The following is a 15809-nucleotide window of genomic DNA, read 5'->3' as shown; positions in this document are numbered from 1 at the left end:
TGGACGGGTGCATGGGGCCAACCAGGGATTCCGGCAGCGGCCCTCCTCGGCCCCTCCGCACGAGCCCCCACCCTCAACCGGCCCTCTCTTCCCCCCATGCGCTGTTACGTCAGCGTCAATGTGCTCAGGAGCGGATGTGACAATTCGTTGAACGAATGGACTGCCCCCTCGCCGCCGGTTAAGACCGGCGGGCCGTTGGAGTCGAGGGCCAAGGACTCATGCACCCAAAGACCTGGATGTCGTCTGTTCTTGGCCTCGCGCTGGCACTTCTCTCCCCCGCGGCGCACGCCGGCTCCGCCACCCCGGCCCGCTCGACTCCGTCCGTCTTCTTCATCGCCAAGAGCGAGAACCGGAACCAGGTGCACTATGGCATCCGGGTGGACGAAGACTGCCGGCCCCTCGGCCCCAAGCCCGTCCATGGGTACTGGCGGATGTTCGAGAAGGGTGAGACGGAGATGGAGCCCCTCCTGGGCATCGAGGCACCCGCCTATGGGTTGATCGACGCGCAGCAGGTGGAGCACACCCCGGAGGGTTGGCGGGTCCGGATCCGGCTTCAGGCCTGCTCGGAGCGGACGATCGAGATCGACGTCTTCCGGGAGAATGGTCGCTGTGTCTCCCGGGCCTGGACCACGGTGGGAGGAGTGACCTCGCAGCTCGACCACGTCTATGTGCGCCTGGCCTGGCCGTTTGGCATCGAGCGCGTCCTCCTCATCGGCGTGGGCCCGGATGGGCGGACCGTCCAAGAAGTCATCCGCCACTGAGCGAGGTTCCGCGGGCTGCTTCCCGGGGGGGGGGGGCACGGTCGGTGGCCGGAGCGAAGGAGAGGGGCGTCACTCGAACGGCATTGCGGTTGATCCCTCCAGTATGCGCGCTGGTATATTTCGCGGGCTGCCCCGGGCGCGCCCGCGCCAGGCACTCGAGTCGAACCCATGCCGCGCACGAATCTGAATGACATCACCGTGTTCATGGCCGTGGTCGACGGCGGAAGCTTCGTGGCCGGTGGGCAGGCGTTGGGCATGACACGATCGGCGGCGGGCAAGGCCGTGATGCGTCTGGAAGAGAGGCTCGGTGTACGCCTTCTGAACCGTACCACCAGGACGCTGAGCCTCACCGACGAAGGCCGGGCGTTCTACGACCGGGGCCTGCAGATCTTCGCGGCGATCGACGACGCCGAGGCCAGTGTGGCCAGTCGAGCCGGGACGCCGCGCGGCGTCCTGCGGCTGACCGTGCCTGATGCGTTCGGACGGCTGGTGATTCTTCCTCTGCTGAGGAAATATCTTCAGGCGTGGCCCGACGTTCAGGTCGAAGTGAGCTTCACCGATCGCGTGGTGGACATCATCGAGGAGGGATTCGACCTGGCGGTACGGATTGGTGTCACGGATCCGGACTCGCGGCTGGTCTCCCGGGTCGTCGCCAGATACAGAGCGCTGCTCTGCGCGTCTCCTTCCTACATCGCCGAGCGTGGCGCGCCTGGAGGGCTCGATGAGCTGGCAAACCATGATTGCCTGGTGTTCAGCAGTGCCACCAGAAGGCAAAGCTGGCGCTTTCGTGGCGACGATGGTGCCTGGGTGAAGGCGGCCGGACGAAGCCGTCTGCGGTTGGATAGTGGAGAGGCCATCCGGGATGCCGCCATTTCCGGGGCGGGCATTGCGCTTCTTCCCGACTTTCTGGTTGCAGAGGATCTGGCCGCTGGCCGCCTCACGCAGGTGCTTGCGAACCTCGAGGTCGGCGAGGTGAAGATTGTGACGCTTTATCCGACCAGGCGTCTGCTGGAACCGCGCGTCAGGCAATTCCTCGACCTCATGGTCCGTGAACTCGGACCTTGACGCCTGACTGTGGGTGGTAGATGGACACGCCGCAACGGCGCACCGGCGGAGCCCGCCCCCCGCTGAGGCGTTCCGTCCGCGCGCTGCCAGCGCGGCGAACAGGATTGCCCAACGGCAAGGTTCTCGTGAGCGGTGGGCCCCAGCGCGAGGGCCACGCTGGGAAGACCCCCTGCGAGTCGTCTCAGGGCTGGAGCGAGCTCGGCGGCGGGTCCTTCTTCCTCACGGGCATGTAACACTTGCCCTCGAACTCCGCGGTGCTCCTGGGGCAGGGAGGGCGGTACTCCAAGGGGACCCAGCATCCACCGCGAATCTCTACCTCGGTTCCCTCGAGGCACGGCGGTTTCCGCTGCTCCTTGAAGGGTGCTTTCGGCATGGGGTAGCCGATGGCCTGGGGTGTGGTGTCCTGCATGTCAATGAAGGCGATGGGCTCGTCGAGCGCGGCCTCGGCCACCGCTGGAGCCTGTTGCGTCTGGGTGGATTCGGGAGGACAGGGCCAGAGCGTCAGCGCGAGCCCCGCCGCCACGGCGACTCCGGCTCCCGCGAGCAGCCAGGGCCCACGTGCGAGCAGTCGCCTCGGCCACGCTCCTCTGGGCTTCCGGGTGAGGTGAGCGTGCACCTCCGCCTGCTCCCGGGTTCGGACGTGCCCCAGCGCGCCCTTGAGCAGGTCGAACATCAGCGGCAGTTCGTGGAAGGCGGGGGCCTGCGCATCCGGCGCGGGCTCCAACTCCAGGGCGACGAACAGGGGCGTCACCCGACTCGTGGCGCGCACCGTCCAGGCCGTGTGCGAGCGCCACGTCTCCTCCCGCCCCGGAGCCAGCACGATGGCGAAGGCCCCCGTCTCGAGGTTGTGTGCCTCGTGGAAGCGACCCAGACCCTCGCCGATGTCCCGGGAACGCCTGCCCACGAGGTATGGCCCCAATCTGCCGCCGCTCCACGAAGGTGTGTCGCCCATTTCTGTCTCTCCCGCGAAGTGCTCCCGTCAGCCTACCCGGTCATCGGAGGCTCCACGCCGGAGGGCTTGCTCGGCCCGACCTGACAGCCGAGGCCCGCCATGGGGCATGCCCATGCCGCCGCCATCTGAGCTGCCCCGGCTCAGTTGAGGACGCGGTGCAGCTCTCCCCGGGCCGGGGTCTCCGGCACGGGGGGCTGGCGGGCGATCTGCTCGCTGGCGGCCTGGAGCACCTTCTCCCGGGCGCCCTCGGGATCTCGGAAGAAGTGCGGCGTCCACAGCCGCACCAGCTTCCAGCCCTGGCCCTCCAGGATGGCCGTGCGGAACAGATCCCACTCCACCGGGTCCGCTGCCTTCGGGTAGCGCGTGCCATCGCACAGGACGCCCACCGTGACGTCCCCGGCGCGCCGGGGATGGTGCAGGGCCACGTCCACGCAGAAGCCATCGTTGCCCCACTGCACATCCGAGGAGACGCCGTGCGTCCTCGCCAGCTCCTCCGCCAGCGCCCGGGCGAAGGCCGAGCCCGCTTCCGTCTCGCGCTCGCGAACCACCGGCTCCGGCCGCTCCCGCGCCTCCTCCGTCCGCCCGGACTCGCGCTCGTAGTCCCTGGCCAGCTGCTCGGCGTATTGCAGGTAGGCGAAGAGCAGCCAGCCACCGTTCGGCTTGCGGCCCTGCTCCACGGGAGGCAGCGCCGAGTACACCTCGCGCGGGATGGACGTCACCAGGTGCACCTGCTGCCGCGCTCGCGTCACCAGCACGTTCAGCCGCCGCCCTCCGCCCGCGCTCCCCAGGGGCCCGAAGCGCCGGTAGAAGCGCCCCTTCGCGTCGGGGCCGTACGTGGTGCTGATGATGATGTGATCCCGCTCGTCACCCTGGACGTTCTCCAGGTTCTTCACGAAGAGCCCCTCGAAGGAGCCCTCGCCGCGCCGCGCCCGAGCCGCCGCCAGCTTCGCCGCGAAGTCCGCGTCCGCCGCAGCCAGCTCCTCCAGCACCTCGGTGATGGCGTCGCGCTGCGACAGGTTGAAGCACGCCACGCCGATGGATGGCGGCTCCGGATGCGAGAGCAGCTCCTTCACCAGGGCTCCCACCGCCCGCGCCTCCACCACGTTCACCCGCTTCTCGTACAGGCCCCCCGCGTGGATGAGCCGCAGTGGCGCGTGCTCCACCCGGTTGGACGGGTGCCCCGGAATGGCCTGTAGCCGCGAGTCATAGAAGTGCTCGTTGCTGAACCCGATGAGGTCCGCGTTCTGGGAGCGGTAGTGCACGTCCAGGTAGCACTGGTCGATCTCCAGGTTCAGCGCCGCTCCGAGCAGATCCTCCACCTCGGCCTGCTGATCCTCGAAGAGTCCCTGCTCGTCCTCGGCGTCCAGCTCCTCCTGGCTCTGCACCACGGCGGTCTCGAAGAAGCGCGTGGGGGGCAGCTGCTTGGGATCTCCCGCGATGACCACCCGCTTCGCCCGCGTCAGCACCGGCAGCGCCTCCTCCAGCCGGCACTGTGAGGATTCGTCGAAGATGACCACGTCGAAGAGCTCCCGGCGGGGGAAGATCTGCGCCACCGTCTGGGGGCTCGCCATCCACACCGGCCGCATGTCGAAGAGGGGATCACCCCCCTCGACGCTCGCGCCCGCGGCGATGACCTGGCGCACCCGCAGCGCGCGCTCGCCCCGCAGCAGCAGGCGCCGGCGCAGCTCCGCGCCCAGCCCGTTGAGCCGTCCTCCCGTGGCCGCCAGCAGCCGCTCCCGCTGGCGCTCCGTCCAACGGTGGAGGATGACGTCGCGCACCAGCTCGCGCTTGCGTGCCTCCAGGGCCCGGTAGCGCGTCTGGCTCGCGTGGATGCGGTCCGCGTCGATGTGCTGGAGCACCGGGTTCTCCTTCACCCGTGCGGACACCTCGGCGGCCAGCACCGCCTTGCGTACCGCGCGCCAGCCGCTCTCCACGTCCGCGCCGGCCAGGGCCAGCTTCTCGGCCGCCGTGCCGAGCGCCGGAGGCAGTCCCGCCACCAGGGCCTGGATCCGCAGCAGCCCCTCCACGCTGGACAGCCGCGCCGCGAGGGACGCGACGAGCGGCTGCACCTGCTCGCCCGCGCGCAGCGCCCTGCTCCGGGCCACGCGCCAGTCGGAGGAGAAGAGGCCCACCTCGGCCAGCCGCGACTCCAGCCGGACCACGGCCTCGCTCCGGGCGGCGGACTGGCGCAGGCCCGCGAGCAGACGCGCCCGCGCCGCCTCGTCGGCCTTCAGCGCGTCCCGGACCGCCTGCCGGCAGGAGGCGAGTACCGGGCGCTCCAGCTGCAACAGCACATCGAAGAGCCCGGCATGGGTCCTCAAACCACGGGCGAGCGCCTCATCCGTGAGGGGCTCGTTGGGTCCGGGCGCGAGGACGCCGTGATGGAACTCGGTGAGCAGGAGCCGGGCGCGCACGCCCGTGAGGAAGTGGGAGACGCGCTCGGCTGTCTCGGCCCCCACGGTGAGACCGAAGCGCCGGAGCACCTCGGCGGCCTTCGCCCGGCGGGTGAAGAAGAAGAGGAAGCGGTACCACTTGCGCGCCACCAGCAGCCAGGACGCCAGGAACGCCAGTGCCTGCCCCAGGGCGCTCAATCCCAGGGGTTCCGAGCGGTGCACCAGGGCCAGCTCCGTGTCGAGCGGGCCCTCGTTCAACACCTGCACCTGCGGCGCCAGACCCTCGAGCTGGGTCTTCGTCGCCTGCACGGCCTCGGACATGGACGAGGCCCAGCGCGCCAGCCATTCGGGACGCGCCTCTCCCAGCACGCGCTCCAGCTTGTCGGCGAGCTCCGCACGCGCCCGGCCCTCTGCGGCCACGTCTCCCGTGGGAGCGAAGGCCGGGACGTCGGGCGAGGCCTGGGCATCCGCCTCGCGCGCGGCCTCCACGGCGGACGCCATCCGGTCGCGGTACGTGGCGAGCGGCGTGGACAGGTAGTCCTTCAGCTCGGCGCCGAGCGAGGTGCGCCAGGGGTTGTCCGGGTAGCCTTCCTTGCCGGCGCGCTCCAGCACCTCGCGCACCTCGCGCTCGTGGGGACGCGATTCGGCCAGACGGAAGGTGCCGAGGGACTCCGTCGCGCCGGTCAGGGACGCCGGGGCCTCCTGGCCGAACCACTGGCCCACCAGCTCATGGAAGGAGGGCTCGGTGCCTCCAGCGGGGCGCTCGGAGAGGGCGCGCTCGGCGGAGGACAGCTCGTCGTGGAGCGACTGCATCTCGGTGTCCACGCGGGAGAGCTCGGTCCTGGCGGCGGGGTTGAGCCTGGACTCGGTCAGGTTGTCGAGCTGCTCGCGGATGCCGAGGTAGAGCTCGCGCTGATCCCTCTGCGCGTCGTGCACCACCGCGCACAACGAGCCCAGCCCGAGGTGCTCCAACCGGTGCTTCACCACATCGAGCGCGGTGCGCTTGTCGCAGACGAGGAGGACGCGCTCCCCGCGTGCGAGGTGGTCGCCAATGGCGTTGGCGATGGTCTGCGACTTGCCCGTGCCGGGAGGCCCGTGGACCACGAGGCCGCGGCTGCTGCGCGCGAGCCGCACCGCGCGCGACTGGCATGGGTCCGCGTGGGAGACGAGCCGGTCCTCTCCCGCGCGCCAGGAGACCTGGGCCGCCGCGTCCGTCCTGGGTGTGAGCTGGGCACCCAGGGAGACGCCCACACGCAGGAAGCTCTCGATGGGGCCCTGGACGGGCTCACCCTCCACGAGGGCCCGCATGTCATCCACGAGGCTCTGGTTGGACAGGGGATAGAGGCCGAGCACGGCACAGGGAAGGAGGGTGGCCCCGGCGGCGGTCTCATCCTCGGAGCGAGGGGTCGGGGAGAGGAGCGTCTCCGGGGTGAAGGGGGCGGGAGGGGGCAGTTCAAGAGCAGTGGCCACGGCGGTGGACAGCTCGTTGAGCTCGCGCCAGGGATCCTGACCCTCCTCGTCGGCGAACAGTTCCCCGAGACGCTTGCCGGTCTGCCGCTCCACCCAGGCGATGAGGGCGGTGTTGGGCATGACCCGATCCGCGCCGTCGGCGGCGGACTCGAGCTCGAGGCCCGGCGTGCGGCCCTTCTTGAGGGTGAGGCGGACGGGGATGAAGGCGATGGGCGCCAGGACGCGCTTGGTGCTGGCGAAGCCCCGTGAGTCCTTCGAGCCCGGGGGCAGGTGGAGCAGGGGGAAGCCAACGTGGAGCACCTGGGCTCCCGTGTCCTGCTCGAAGGTGCGGGCATCGTCGGCGATGGTGTTCAGCTTGCGCAGAAGCGCCTGCCGCTCGTCATCCTCACGTCTGGCCGGAGCGTCCGCGGCATCCTTCGAGGGGCTCGTGGCGCGCACGGAGAGCTTCACCGAGGCTTTCTCCCCGAGGAGCCCGGCCAGCACGGAGTGGGGCGGGGTGCCATCCAGACGGCTCAGCAACGTGAGGTCCACACGTTGACGGCTGTTGTGGGGACGGCAGTTGATGCTCGGGCCCGACGCGAGCGAGGCGTACAGGCGATCGAGCATCTTCTCGAGGAAGCGGTTGCGGGGCTCCGACGACAGGGCACACCTCCAGGGATGGGACACTTCCTATCACAATGGGGGCACCACCATTTCGACCGATGCCGACATCAAGGCATGGAGCGATCGCCAATCTCCGGGAAGCGCTCGGATGGTCGTCGGAGAGCGTCACTCGCCCGAGCTCAGGCCCGAGAGGTACAATGGTCGAGCCGACCCTGGACACCGCGCTCGCCCTATGCGCCCCGAGTGGACCATGGCGCTACCGCTTCCTCGGCCTGGTAAGCACGGTGGAGCAGCTCAAGGAAAGCGGGCGCATTGGGTAGGGGCACAGAGCCGATCCGGTGTACCGCAACACCGGGTGTCCACGAGTTCATGACCACGGCCCCGGAAAGCGTAGGCAGATCGGCGAGGGTCACTTCCTGAAATCGCTGGGCCATACCGAGGCGGTCCAGCTGCCGACGGACAATGCCCATCGTGGTACCGCTCAGCATCTCCGCCACGGGCCAGATGACCGCGTCGCCATCCCAAAATGCCAGATTCCAAATCGACCCCTCGCTGAGCCGGCCCCGGCGGTCGACGAAAGCGGCGTCGTCGAAGCCTTGCTTGACGGCCTGACGTAGGAAGTACGTCTTCGCGACCTCGCCAACGTGCTTGACGGCTGGAAGCACCCGCTCGTACTCGACCGTCGCCAACGCCAGCGGCCCCTTCGGGCCTGAAGAGCAGTCGATAAATCCCTCGCGGGAGCAGAGCGCGATCAGGAAGTGGAGGGGAGGGCGGAGGAAATCGCCCATCCCGAGGCGCGGAGTTGGAGGGGGGGGTTGTACAGGTGGGAAGCAGGCGAGAGCGGGATTCAACCACACAGCCCGGGGGCTCATCGCCTGGTTGGAGCCTGAGAGGCCCGGTCACACCACACGCGGCAGGGGGCTGGCCGTCAGAAGCCAGCAGGCAAGGCGGTGACCTGGTCCACCGGCACCGGACTGATGCCGCCACCGAGAGAGGCCGCGTTGCCTGGAGCCAGCTCGAGGAGGTGAGCCGGCTCGGCAAGCGCGCTCTGGCGCGCCAGCAGCGCATCCACCAGAGGCTGGCCGTGTGCGGCCAGGTTGTGCGCCAGGGCCACCAGCAAGGCGACACACTTCACCTTCTCCAGCCCCCGCACCGTCACCTGCGTCAGGCCATAGCGCCCCTTCACCTGCGCGTTGACGTTCTCCACCAGGCCGGCGCGGGCCTTGTACTGCTCCTTGGCCTCGTCGGTGCGCATGCGCTCACGCCACGCCTCTACCTCGGGGGAATGGTCCCCCTGCTGCCCGGCCTGGGCCATGCGCTCGGGCACCGAAATGAGCGCTTCAACCCCTTGGCCGCGCACTGCTTCACGTCTGCGCACGTGGCATGGCCGCCATCGGCCAGCACGCGCTCGGGCACCTGGCCCGTGCGTTGCTCAATCTGCTCCACCATGGGGCTCACGCTGCCCATGTCGCTGCCCTGGTTGGTGACTTCCACTCCCACAATGGTTCTTGGCCCTCCCAGCGCCTCCCCAGCCACCGCGAATTGCAGGTTGTAGGCGGGTCGGAAACCCCCATCGGCCATCTTCATCACCCGTGCATCCGCATCCGTGGTGGAGGCGCGCACCTTCTCCTTGTCCGCCCCCTTCTTCCTGGCCTGCTGTTGCTTTATCGCCTCCAGCGCCGCGTCCACCCGCGCCTGGTAGTCACGCGCCTTGGCCTCTCGTGTCGCCTGCTGCCCACGCGTCAGCTCCGGGTCGTCCTTCTGCGCCAGCACCGCTTGCAAGTGCAGCTCGGCCTGCTCCTGGCACTCCCGCAGCGACTGCTCTCGCCGGAACGAAGGCGCCGAGGCACTGGCCCTCACCCGCGTGCCGTCCTGCGCCACCTGCTCCAAACTCACCAGCCCCTGCTGCAACAGCACCGAGAGCACGTCGGTAAACACCTGCTGCAACACCTCCAGGTGCTCCACCCGGAACTGGCTCAGCTTGTCGTGGCTCACCTTCACTCCACCGGCCAGCCACTGGTACGCCCTGTCCTCCTCGCACCGGCGCGCCAGCTCCGTCGCCGTCCCCACTCCCTGCTGAATCCCGTACACCCACAGCGCCAACAGCAACCGGGGACTTGTCACCGGGCGTCCCGCATGTCCCTCCACCGCCTTGGCCCCGGCCAGAAAGCCTCTCAGGTCCAACGCCTCCACCGCCGCCGCCACTACCCGCACCGGGTGCTCCGGCTCCACCAACTGCTCCGGCATCTGCTTGAACAGCCAGCCTTGCGACCTGTCCGGCTCTTTCGTCCGGACTCTTCCCTCTGCTGCCCGCGCTTTCTTCTGGCTCACTCCCCCTGCCTACTTCACATGGTACCTCTTGCACCCGAACCCCAGGGGTGGGGCTTTGCCTTCCCCACCCACCTTTGGATCACCCAGCTTTCACTTCCTGGGATTTATCGAGCGCTCTTGAGGCGGGCGGTCCGGTACGGATCAGCAATTCGGGGGGGACGCCCGTTCCGCTTGCGGTGAATTCGCCTTCGGGCGAGTACACCGTTGCCACCAGCGACACATCGGCCGGGCTTGCCTCCAGGGCCGCCTGCAAATAGGACCGGACCTGATCGTCGGGCAACGCCTGACCGAATAGCGTCATCGACGCGGAACGAAGCCGTGCCAGATGAAGGTCGAGGCCGCGAACCAGGCCGCCTCGGACCTGCATGGCAGTGAAGTGCGCATAGCCGGAGAAGGCGAGCGGCGCCAGTTCTTCAGCGGACGCCGCCCGAGCGTTACGTTGAACAACGAAAGACTTCGAATGACCTGACATTCTGGCGCTCCTGCGCGTCCGCATCGGGACCCGGCAACCGCCGTGTCGCGACATCGTTGATCATCAAGCTGAGCAACTATCGTCAATTGACCGGGCGTTGAGAAACGAGTACTTCTTGCCAGATCATCAAATACCGCTTGAAGATCGCGATGAACCGAATGCTGCCGGGAACGAGAGCACTGAGGACGTTCGAGGCGGCCGCGCGGCACATGAACTTCACGCGCGCTGCCGAAGAGGTGGGACTGACGCCGGCCGCGGTCAGTTACCAGATCAAGGAGATCGAGGATCAGCTGGGCGTCACGTTGTTCACGCGCACCAGCCGCAGCATCCGCCTTACCCCCGCGGGCACCGTCTTGTACGAGGCGACCGCCGACGCGTTGGACATCTTGCGACGTGCGGCCAGCCGCGCGCGGAGGATGGCGCGGGGGGCAGATCAACTGCGCGTATCGCTCAGCGCGATGTTTGCTTCGAACTGGCTATTTCCGCGACTGCCGCGGTTCCGGGCAGCGAACCCAGGCTTGATTCAAAGTCCCACGGGAGAGGTCATCCCACCCGGGCCTACGGCTGAAGTATAGTCCCGCCTACAGGCGCCCACCGGAGGCGAGCAGCCGCGGGCAGATCGCGAGGGGGAGCGCCAGCACAGAGCCGGAGACGGGCCGGACAGGTCCGGGGAGAAGAAGGATGAGTGGGAAGAAAAACCGGGGCGGGAGGACTGGCGGGCCCTCCACCCCCCAAGCGGGAAACGGGAAGGGGAAGAAGGACGAGCAGGAAACCCCCTCCCGCGTGCAGAGGATGATGGCGAGCCTGGGGCTGACATTCAAGGAGGTAAAGGACCCCCGGGCCCGCCGGGGACAGAGGCATCCGCTGGCGGCGATGTTGATGCTGCTGGTGCAGGCGATGGCGGTGGGGCGGCGGGTGTTGAGGCATGCCGAGGCGCTGGGGAGGACATGCTGCGCGAAGGCACGGCGCCCGAGGGGCTGAAGCGGCCGGTGTCCGACACGACGTTGGATAGGCTGCTGGGGAAGTTGGAGCCAGAGGGGTTGGAGCAGGAGGTGCACCAGATGGTGCACCGAGGCCTGGAAGTGGGGCTGATACGCCATGAGCTCTTCGCCCGGGGCGTCGTCAGCATTGACGGGAAGGCAGGGGAGAGCACGCCGGGGCAGCCGCCGTGCGAGCCGAGCCACACGACGAAGGATGAGCAGGGGCGGGAGTACTGGTACCCGTACGCGCTGCGCGCCAGTCTCACCAGCAGCGCGGCCCAGCCGGTGCTCGACCAGAAGTTGCTGGAAGGCAAGCAGGGAGAGGCGACGGCGTTCCCGGAGTTGTTCAAACGGGTGGTGGAGAAGTTCGGGCGGCATTTCGAGTACGTGACAGTGGACGCGGGAATGACGAGCGCGGCCAATGCGCGGGTGGTGAGGGAGGCGGGCAAGCACTACCTGATGGCGCTCAAGGAGAACTTCCACCGGCTACATGACAAGGCGTGGGTGGCGCTGGCGGTGGCGCCAGTGAAGGTGCGCACGCGCGAGCGGACGAGCGGGGAGTGGGTGGAGAGGGAGTTGAGGGTGGTGGACAAGCCGCCAGAGGAGGACTTTCCCGGCGCCCAGCAATGGGTATGGGTGAGGCAGACGCGAACCAGAGACGGCGAGCTGCCGAAGGTGGAGACGCGGCTGTTCCTCACCTCCATTCCCACAGGGCAACTGTCCCCGGAGCGGATGCTGACGTTGGTACGCCGGCACTGGGGGATTGAGAACGGGCCCAACTGGACAGCGGACGTGGTGCTGGAGGAGGACAGCGCCTCGCCCAGCCTGCGAGGCAATGCACCCCTGGTACTCAGCTGGCTGCGTTTGCTGGCCTACAACCTGCTGGCCCTGGTGCGCACGCACCTGCCGACTCGCGACAAACGGCCCCAAAGCTTCGCACGCACCATGGAGGTGCTCTACCAGGGCCTGTTGGGTCTGGCCGTGCTGCCCGAGAGTCTGGCCACACTTGCCTGAGCGCCCGCCAGCTGCTCCCGCTCCGGCCTTCCCGCGCCTCTTCTCCCCTGGCTGTTCGGCCTGTGTACCTTCACTCCTGTCCTTCCACGGCGCCCCTCTTTCAGGCGCCGTCCGGAGGGATGCTCCCTCTTTGCCTGTGAATGTCTGGACTTGCTCTCCGCCTCTTCAAAACCTCTCCTACGGACTTTGGATCAATCCTGGCAGCGAACCCAGGGCTGGAGCTGACGTTCGATATTTCGGATGAGGTACGGAATTTCGACGTGGATGATATCGATGTTGCCATCCGGTTTGGCACGGGCCGGTATGAAGGTGCGCGATCGGAGAGGCTGTTCGATACGGTGGTCGTTCCGGTTTGCAGCCCGAAATTGATCGAGGCTGACTCGAGCATCAAAGCGCCACGAGACCTGTTCCGCCATACTCTCTGCTACGTGGACTGCAAGACCGACGGGATGGTGTGGCCGAACTGGCGCATGTGGATGGCAGCGGCTGGTACTGAAGGTTTCGATGACAGCCGGTGCGTTGCGTTGCCTGATTCGAGCCATGTGGTGCAGGCCGTCATCGATGGTGCTGGCGTTGGTCTTGCCGAACTGGCCATGGTTGCCAGCGATCTATCGCAGGGCAGGTTGGTGAGGCTGTTTGATATCGACGTGCGGGTGCCGGCGGAGTATGGGTATTACCTGGTGTATCCGGAGGCCAGCAGCCATGATTCGCGCGTGCTGGCTTTCCGGCAGTGGATGCTTGGTGAGACCAGCAAGGAGTCGCGCCGATGATCGTGGGTATCGGGAGGCCCCCATCGGCCTGGCCGCTCCAGCCCCTGTCTGTCGTTGGCATGCGGCTCGACGTGGTATAGGCGGCCGCATGCGCATTCGGAGACTCACCCTGGATGACGTGCCCGCCTGCCTCGAACTGGCCATGAAGCGCGACTGGCCGGCGGAAGAGCTGAAGTGGCGGATGATCCTGGAACTGGGGACCGGCTTCGGCGTGGACTCACCGGAAGGTGGGCTCGCGGGCACGGTCCTCATCGCGCCCTATGGGCGCGAGGCCGCCTGGATCGGGATGATGGTGGTGTCGCCCTCCAATGGGAGGCAGGGGCTGGGACGGCGCCTCATGGAACAGGCGCTCGAGCACATCGGTCCCATCCCCACGCTCCTGTTCGCGACGGACCAGGGCCGTCCCCTCTACGAGAAGCTGGGCTTCGTCCAGGTCGGCGAGGTCGTGAAGCACCTGGGGCGGCTCACCCGGCAGCCACAGGAACTGGCCGTCCCGGACACGCGGGTGCGCGCGATGACGGGGGAGGATCTGGACGCGGTCGCCACGCTGGACGCTGGCGCCTTCGGTGCGCCCCGGCATCCCCTGCTCCACGCCCTGCACCGGGAGGCGTCCCGCGCGCTCGTGGCCGAACGGGACGGGCGCGTGGTGGGCTACGGCCTGGCGTGGCCCAACCTCGAATCGACGATGGTGGGCCCCCTCATCGCCCAGGAGGAGCCGATCGCCCTGAGCCTCGCGGCCGGGCTCCTGCGGGGCCTCGAGGGAGTCGTACGGCTGGACAGCCCTCCGCGCTTCACCGGGCTGAGCGAATGGGCAGCGGGGCTCGGGCTCGAGCGGCACGTCCCGGCGCCCATGATGATGCTTCATGGGACCCGGGCCCCGGGCAGGAGGGAGCACCTCCTCGCCATCGCGGCCCAGGCCCTGGGGTGACAGCTCCTCTGGTGGGCCGGCGTCCTACCTCCAGGCGACGTGGTAGGCGCAGCTGGCCCCTCCGCGCTTGCGGCAGGGCCGGGTGGCGTCATGGAGGATGGTGGCGGTGGGCTGGAACCGCTGTGCCATGGCGATGATGATGCCCCGGTCGAAATCGCACGGGTACGGCGTGGAGCTCTCCAGGGTGATGAGGTTCTTCCCCGGCGTGTGCGCGTAGCCGTAGTGGCCGATTCCCTCGCGCATCTCGCCCGTGTTGGGGCTGAACATGGACTCGCCGCGCACCGCGTGGTTCATGTGGTACGCGACGTCGATGCACTTCAGCCCGCTGTGGATGTCCGTCACCGTGGGCGGGAAGACCGCGTTCTTCGGCGTGGTCATGCCCGACTGGAACAGCAGCACGTGGCCGAACTCGTTGCCGATCCGCTCCAGCGCCGTCAGCCAACGCTCCAGCGGGTACCAGGAGCCCGGCTCGAACTTCACCGCCCCGGTGCCGTCATCGGCGCCCAGGCCCTCCTCGAGGAGGATTTTGTTGGCGATGAGCGTGAACGAGCCGAACCCGTCGATGACGATCTGCAGGTTCGCGCCCAGCACCTGGAACTGTCCGGGAACAATCTGGCTCCGAGGGGTCGGCATCTTGGTCTCTCGTTTGAAGTCCAACGCGGAACGCCCCGGGTTGGGATTGGGCTGGCTCTGCATGACGGTCACCTTTCCGGCTGCAACGGGGGGGGGGGAATGGAAGCAAGGAGCACTGTCAGATGTCGCGCACGTCACCCGGGCAGTTCACCGACGTCTCGCCCGGATCCTCGATGGCGTTGCCGCAGCGCGGGGGGCAGTCCGAGGGGCTGTTCCCGTGGTTCTCGCCCGCGCTCACCAGGCACAGCCCGTCCCCGGAGAAGGGCGTCGGCAGCGCGAAGGCGTTCGGCCAGATGGTGGGCTGGCCCCGGTCGCCCGGGGCGAAGCGGAACCAGAGGCCCCAGATGAACTGGGTCATGTCCTGCGTCTTCACCCAGCCGCGCCGCGCGAGGTGTGCGCCCAGCGAGGGGGCGGACTCCAGCGCCGAGACGCTCGCGAAGTCCGGAACGCCAGGAGTCACCGGGCCCACGCGCTCCATCGTGTACACGAAGGCCGCCAGCCGGGCCTCGGGGTTGTAGACGAGCCACACGCTGGCCAGCCCGCGCGCCTTCGCCTCCGCCACCAGATCCTTCCAGCGCGACTCGAGATAGCCGCGGTGATTGCCCCGGGGCAGCGCGAAGCGCTCGGTCCGGACCACGTGCTGCCGGGTGCGCAGATCCTTGAAGTCCTTCACGCCGATGACGCTGTAGGCCGTGCATTCGGTGCTGGCGAAGTAGGAGCGCTCCGAGAACACGACGCCATCCAGCCGGTAGTCATTTGGCACCCACCGGGCGTACTCCTCGGCGTGCTTCACCGTGTCCACCAGGTAGCGCCCACCGCTGTAGAGGTACGGGTCCGTCGCCGTCGGGAGGCTCAGCGGCAGGTATTTGAAGAGGACGCCCGGCCGGGCCGCCAGATACATCCGGTCCCGCTCGATGACCGCCGGGGCCTGCTCCACCGGGAGTGTGGGGTAGAGCTTGTAGTCACAGAAGGTCGCGCCCCGCACGCCGTGTGAGACGCCCTCCACTCCCTCCGTGGCCGCGAGCTGGATTTCCCGCGCCGTCTGCCCTGTCGTTGACACCGACTCCTGGAGCTCGCTCCCGCCACCGCAGGCCATCACCAGAACACTCAGCGCGAACAGTCTCTTCATGGCAGTCACCCCGGAGTCCCCGAGCGGCGTCACCGCGACTCGTCGGACTGCTACAAGGCAAACCTCGTGCCCGCTTCGCGCGGGGCTCGAGCGCACAGTGCGCCGCGAAATTTATGGTACCTGACGTTCGAGCACGGGGATAGCCTGTGCAATCTGGTTAACCCTTCGTGGTCATCCATGACTCCGGTGTCATTCGTGACCACGAACCTCGAAGGGGCGGGGCGCGGGCCGCGCGGATTCCTGCAGCCACCTCGGAAGTTCGCGCCACCGTGCCGGTATGACTGAGGGGCCAGCGCAATGCGCTCCAT

The 15809-nt window shown here is 68.2% G+C and carries 15 protein-coding genes; 7 read left to right on the top strand and 8 right to left on the bottom strand.

Annotated elements, in window-relative coordinates:
* Positions 1–236 precede the first annotated feature (236 nt).
* Together JQX13_RS44980 and JQX13_RS44975 are read left to right on the top strand one after the other, a co-directional pair.
* Entirely contained in the window at positions 237–761 is a 525-nt protein-coding gene (locus JQX13_RS44980) for a DUF4833 domain-containing protein (protein WP_203405561.1), read from the top strand.
* 168 nt (positions 762–929) lie between these two features.
* Entirely contained in the window at positions 930–1826 is an 897-nt protein-coding gene (locus tag JQX13_RS44975) for a LysR family transcriptional regulator (protein WP_203405560.1), read from the top strand.
* Positions 1827–2007: 181 nt separating this feature from the next.
* On the opposite strand, the gene JQX13_RS44970 is transcribed toward JQX13_RS44975, so the two are convergent.
* The 6 genes from JQX13_RS44970 to JQX13_RS44945 form a co-directional block, all read right to left on the bottom strand.
* Positions 2008–2730, bottom strand: a complete 723-nt coding sequence (locus JQX13_RS44970) for a hypothetical protein (protein ID WP_239014235.1) — start codon at positions 2728–2730, stop codon at positions 2008–2010.
* A gap of 188 nt (positions 2731–2918) precedes the next feature.
* Positions 2919–7307, bottom strand: a complete 4389-nt coding sequence (locus JQX13_RS44965) for an AAA domain-containing protein (protein ID WP_239014234.1) — start codon at positions 7305–7307, stop codon at positions 2919–2921.
* Between the two features lie 167 nt (positions 7308–7474).
* Positions 7475–7933: an aminotransferase class IV gene (locus JQX13_RS44960; RefSeq protein ID WP_203405558.1), complete on the bottom strand. Its 459-nt coding sequence runs from the start codon at positions 7931–7933 to the stop codon at positions 7475–7477.
* Positions 7934–8172: 239 nt separating this feature from the next.
* Positions 8173–8499 carry a transposase gene (locus JQX13_RS44955; protein ID WP_203405557.1) on the bottom strand — a complete coding sequence of 109 codons (327 nt, stop codon included), beginning with the start codon at positions 8497–8499 and terminating at the stop codon, positions 8173–8175.
* Positions 8500–8516: 17 nt separating this feature from the next.
* A complete protein-coding gene (locus JQX13_RS44950; RefSeq protein WP_203405556.1) occupies positions 8517–9575 on the bottom strand; it encodes a transposase in 1059 nt (352 codons plus the stop codon).
* Positions 9576–9654: 79 nt separating this feature from the next.
* On the bottom strand, positions 9655–10047 hold the full coding sequence (locus JQX13_RS44945) for an aminotransferase class IV (RefSeq protein WP_203405555.1): 393 nt from the start codon (positions 10045–10047) through the stop codon (positions 9655–9657).
* Between the two features lie 149 nt (positions 10048–10196).
* On the opposite strand from JQX13_RS44945, the gene JQX13_RS44940 reads away from it, so the two are divergent.
* The 5 genes from JQX13_RS44940 to JQX13_RS44920 all read left to right on the top strand — a co-directional run bounded on the left by JQX13_RS44940 (position 10197) and on the right by JQX13_RS44920 (position 13739).
* A complete protein-coding gene (locus JQX13_RS44940; protein ID WP_203405554.1) occupies positions 10197–10622 on the top strand; it encodes a LysR family transcriptional regulator in 426 nt (141 codons plus the stop codon).
* Positions 10623–10728: 106 nt separating this feature from the next.
* On the top strand, positions 10729–11028 hold the full coding sequence (locus tag JQX13_RS44935; protein WP_203405122.1) for a hypothetical protein: 300 nt from the start codon (positions 10729–10731) through the stop codon (positions 11026–11028).
* The gene (locus tag JQX13_RS44930; protein ID WP_203405123.1) at positions 10995–12041 is read left to right on the top strand and encodes an ISAs1 family transposase; all 1047 of its coding nucleotides are present in this window, start codon (positions 10995–10997) and stop codon (positions 12039–12041) included. Before JQX13_RS44935 ends, JQX13_RS44930 begins: the two co-directional genes overlap by 34 nt.
* A 260-nt stretch (positions 12042–12301) precedes the next feature.
* Entirely contained in the window at positions 12302–12811 is a 510-nt protein-coding gene (locus tag JQX13_RS44925; protein ID WP_343211044.1) for a LysR substrate-binding domain-containing protein, read from the top strand.
* An 88-nt stretch (positions 12812–12899) separates the two neighbouring features.
* Entirely contained in the window at positions 12900–13739 is an 840-nt protein-coding gene (locus JQX13_RS44920) for a GNAT family N-acetyltransferase (protein WP_203405552.1), read from the top strand.
* 24 nt (positions 13740–13763) lie between these two features.
* Here JQX13_RS44920 and JQX13_RS44915 read toward each other — a convergent pair whose 3' ends face one another.
* A complete protein-coding gene (locus tag JQX13_RS44915; RefSeq protein WP_203405551.1) occupies positions 13764–14435 on the bottom strand; it encodes a hypothetical protein in 672 nt (223 codons plus the stop codon).
* Positions 14436–14490: 55 nt separating this feature from the next.
* Positions 14491–15501, bottom strand: a complete 1011-nt coding sequence (locus tag JQX13_RS44910; RefSeq protein WP_203405550.1) for a hypothetical protein — start codon at positions 15499–15501, stop codon at positions 14491–14493.
* Between the last annotated feature and the right edge of the window lie 308 nt (positions 15502–15809).

Source organism: Archangium violaceum, assembly GCF_016859125.1.
GTDB classification, from domain to species: domain Bacteria; phylum Myxococcota; class Myxococcia; order Myxococcales; family Myxococcaceae; genus Archangium; species Archangium violaceum_A.
Note: the sequence above shows the minus strand (reverse complement) of the source record. Positions and strands in the feature narration are given on the sequence as shown.

Bases quoted from the DNA above. Each gene is read 5' to 3' on its own strand.
- JQX13_RS44955 (WP_203405557.1), bottom strand. From the start codon at position 8,499: ATGCGCACCGACGAGGCCAAGGAGCAGTACAAGGCCCGCGCCGGCCTG.
- JQX13_RS44910 (WP_203405550.1), bottom strand. From the start codon at position 15,501: ATGAAGAGACTGTTCGCGCTGAGTGTTCTGGTGATGGCCTGCGGTGGC.
- JQX13_RS44940 (WP_203405554.1), top strand. From the start codon at position 10,197: ATGAACCGAATGCTGCCGGGAACGAGAGCACTGAGGACGTTCGAGGCG.
- JQX13_RS44915 (WP_203405551.1), bottom strand. From the start codon at position 14,435: ATGCAGAGCCAGCCCAATCCCAACCCGGGGCGTTCCGCGTTGGACTTC.
- JQX13_RS44945 (WP_203405555.1), bottom strand. From the start codon at position 10,047: ATGTCAGGTCATTCGAAGTCTTTCGTTGTTCAACGTAACGCTCGGGCG.
- JQX13_RS44975 (WP_203405560.1), top strand. From the start codon at position 930: ATGCCGCGCACGAATCTGAATGACATCACCGTGTTCATGGCCGTGGTC.
- JQX13_RS44930 (WP_203405123.1), top strand. From the start codon at position 10,995: ATGCTGCGCGAAGGCACGGCGCCCGAGGGGCTGAAGCGGCCGGTGTCC.
- JQX13_RS44920 (WP_203405552.1), top strand. From the start codon at position 12,900: ATGCGCATTCGGAGACTCACCCTGGATGACGTGCCCGCCTGCCTCGAA.
- JQX13_RS44980 (WP_203405561.1), top strand. From the start codon at position 237: ATGTCGTCTGTTCTTGGCCTCGCGCTGGCACTTCTCTCCCCCGCGGCG.
- JQX13_RS44935 (WP_203405122.1), top strand. From the start codon at position 10,729: ATGAGTGGGAAGAAAAACCGGGGCGGGAGGACTGGCGGGCCCTCCACC.